This window comes from Pyxidicoccus fallax (assembly GCF_012933655.1).
Lineage (GTDB): Bacteria > Myxococcota > Myxococcia > Myxococcales > Myxococcaceae > Myxococcus > Myxococcus fallax.
Genome location: NZ_JABBJJ010000676.1, coordinates 1 through 1893 on the forward strand (window position 1 = coordinate 1; position 1893 = coordinate 1893).

Here is a 1893-nt window from a genome sequence, read left to right on the forward strand (position 1 = left end):
GGCAAGGGGCCCTGGGATGGGACTACTCGTACGTCGGCGTGCAGCGGTTGTACGCCCACACGCAGCTGCGCAGCTGCGCCGCCCGGCACGTGTCGGCGGTCTTGAACTGGGCGCAGTAACACGCCCACGTGTCGCCGGAGGTGCAGAGGGCCGTCGCGTCCACCTCGCCGCTCTCACCGGCCGCCGGCGTCTGCTCCGCGGCGGGAGCCTCCTCCGCCGGGGGCTGCCCGCCACAGGCGCTCAGGACCACCAGCGACATCATCACGAAGAAACGACGCATGACCGACTCCAGGGGTGTAGGGGGGATGCCGCTCGGGGGAGCGGCGCCTCCACGTTGCAACAGCAACTCCCGGGAAGTCCAGGTTGCCAGGGGGCCCCTGGAGTCCGCGTCGTGTGGGCGCTCATCCACGCCGAGCGGCGGCGCGTGTCCTCAGGGCTCCTGCCGCACCCACGTGCCCGCGGGCCCGTCGGCCGTCACGCGCAGCGCCTGGGCCTTCAGCGCCGGGGAACAGGGGGCGAGCCGCGCCTCGCCGGGGTCGGAGGACTCCAGCACGAAGGTGTACACGGCGGGGTAGGGCAGCGGCTGCGGCCAGCGGCCCGTCTCCGCGCGGTGCAGGTCCACCTCGGCCAGCAGCAGGAGCGCGTCGTGCTGGAGCCGGAGCCGCTCGATGTCCTGAGCCATCCCGTCCAGGGACATCACCTGGGGGCCGAAGATGGAGATGAACCGGTCGGTGTGCTCCTCCTCGATGGCGGCGAAGGCCTGTTGCCTCGCCGCCGGGGGCAGGTCCGCGACCGCCACCATCGCGTCGAAGACCTTCACCGTCTTGCGCCACTCCAGCGGCGTCAGGGAGAAGAGGGAGCCTTTCAGGTCGGGAATCTGATGCGCGTCGAGGAAGGCTCGCACCCGTGGCGTCAGCGCGTCCCGCGTCTCCCCGGACACCGCCACGCCGAAGAGCTCCGCCTGCGTCTGCACGGAGTGCTCCCTCAGCGTCCGCGAGAGCGATGCCAGCCCCTCGGCCAGCCGGGACAGCTGCGTCACCGCGCTCCGCTTGCGCGCCAGGGGCGCCGCGTCCAGTGCGTCCGCGCAGGCGCGGTACAGCACCTCATGGCTCAAGGCGGAGTACCAGTGCCACGCCAGTCCTCCTCCCAGCGTCATGTCCCGGCTCAGCGCCAGCGCGTCCAGGCAGACGTCCACCGCTTCCGCCGCGCTGCCCCTGGCGAGCCGCAGCCGCGTCTCCAGTCCGGCCAGCTCCACCACGTGCAGCAGCGCCATCCGGGTGGCGTCCGCGGCTTCGCGCCCTCGCGACGGCATCACGCCCACGCTCCGCGGCAGCCCGCCCTCCTCCGCGTGCGTGGCCGCGAGAATCCGGCTCACCCGCTCCCAGCCCCGCTCCACCGCCTCGCGGCAGGCGGACGGCAGCTCGGAGACGGGGCGCTCGCCCGTCACCACCATGAGACACGGCACCTTGCGGGCGACGTGGACCCGGAGCTCCCTGGGGCGCTCGTCGTACAGTTGCCGCGCGTCGCCCAACAGCGGCTCCAGGTGCTCCGCGAACGTGCCGGGCCTCGCGGGCGTCACATGCGAGGGGCGCGGGTAGCGCTCCTGCTCCAGCGCATTCGCCTCCCGCACCAGCCGCTCGGCCAGGGGCCGCGTGCGCAGCACCAGGTACGCCGTGCCTCCCACGCTCGCGAGCGCGACGGCGAGCGCGCCGCCAATCACGGCGAGGAGGAGGCGGGGACGGGGCATCGCGGGGGACTCCAGCGGGGGAGCCCGAGGTTCGCACGAAAACCCGCGTCCCGGGACTTCTCTGTGCGGGGCCACCGCGCTTCACTGCCCGTCCGGGTGCTCACCGCCCGGGCGAGGCCCGGGGGAACCCGAGGGGTCCTCCCGCC

Annotated in this window: 2 protein-coding genes; both read right to left on the minus strand. The window is 73.7% G+C overall.

The features are described from left to right. Positions 1–22: 22 nt before the first annotated feature. Positions 23–280 (minus strand): hypothetical protein, encoded by a 258-nt coding sequence (locus HG543_RS53405; protein ID WP_169352640.1) that lies wholly within the window; start codon positions 278–280, stop codon positions 23–25. A gap of 150 nt (positions 281–430) precedes the next feature. Beyond that, on the minus strand, positions 431–1747 hold the full coding sequence (locus HG543_RS53410) for an amino acid adenylation domain-containing protein (protein WP_169352641.1): 1317 nt from the start codon (positions 1745–1747) through the stop codon (positions 431–433). Positions 1748–1893 lie beyond the last annotated feature (146 nt).

Coding starts and splice junctions, on each gene's coding strand:
- HG543_RS53405 (WP_169352640.1), bottom strand. CDS start 280: ATGCGTCGTTTCTTCGTGATGATGTCGCTGGTGGTCCTGAGCGCCTGT.
- HG543_RS53410 (WP_169352641.1), bottom strand. CDS start 1,747: ATGCCCCGTCCCCGCCTCCTCCTCGCCGTGATTGGCGGCGCGCTCGCC.